Genomic DNA, 971 nt, shown 5'->3' with positions numbered 1-971 from the left:
TTTCACACTCTGATGGGCTGGATTAAGATGCATTATTTCAGAGGATTGCTATAGAATAAGCAATATCAATTATGATAACCATTCACTAATAAATGTTTATACAGGAGGGATAATCATGCCAAACGACTTTATTGTCCGGCCAAAATGTACAGATAAAAAAGAAGACAGATCAATCACCATGACCATTCGCCTTGAACGTGAACTGCAAGAACAATATGATGACTTGTCTGCCAAAAGCGGACGCTCAAGAAATGAATTAATGTGCATGGCACTCCGCTATGCTCTTGATAATCTGAAATTTATCGAATAAATTATATGTATATGCGGAAAAAAGTCCCTGAAAATATCTGAATAAATGAATGATTATTTAAGTATTGTATGAAATAATGTTATAATTGACGAACTAATACTCATAGATATACAATTACTTCAATAACAGCAATAAATTATCTGACATTATTTACCATATTACTTTATACAGGGAGGTTTTTTTATGCATTCATTATCAGATTCTACTCAGGGATACACTTACACCATTAAATGGATGTTCGGATTGCCGGAAGTTATGAAATCCATGCACGATATGGATATTCATGAAGGCAGCACGATTCGCGTTCTCCGCAAATTCCACGATTCTCTGATTATTTCTTCTGCAAACCGAAAGATTGTTCTTGGAAATGAAGTTGCAGACAGAATACAGGTATAGTGCTTTATATTTAAATGTGGCGAAATTTACAAGACAAAGGCCGGATAAATGCTGTAACATTCAGCATTTATCCGGCTTATTCTTATCTTTGTTCTATCAGTCGTCAGTTTTCCGTCTTAATAATTGTTCTCTGAATTATAAGAAGAAAGAGACGCAGATAAGGTATACAACTGTAAACATTGTGGTGAACCTCACATGACTAAAGTCACATGCTTCCAGACGCTTTAGGCGTCAGACTAAATATCGGCGGATACGCCTGTAACTT

Annotated in this window: 2 protein-coding genes; both read left to right on the top strand. The window is 35.2% G+C overall.

The features are described from left to right. Positions 1-115 precede the first annotated feature (115 nt). Positions 116-310, top strand: a complete 195-nt coding sequence (locus tag LJE11_RS19135) for a hypothetical protein (RefSeq protein WP_025581347.1) — start codon at positions 116-118, stop codon at positions 308-310. A gap of 183 nt (positions 311-493) precedes the next feature. Next, positions 494-706, top strand: a complete 213-nt coding sequence (locus tag LJE11_RS19130) for a FeoA family protein (protein WP_022380784.1) — start codon at positions 494-496, stop codon at positions 704-706. The last annotated feature ends 265 nt before the right edge of the window (positions 707-971 follow it).

The sequence above is a fragment of the Blautia sp. DFI.1.216 genome (genome assembly GCF_020594215.1).
GTDB lineage: Bacteria > Bacillota > Clostridia > Lachnospirales > Lachnospiraceae > Blautia_A > Blautia_A wexlerae.
Note: the sequence above shows the minus strand (reverse complement) of the source record. Positions and strands in the feature narration are given on the sequence as shown.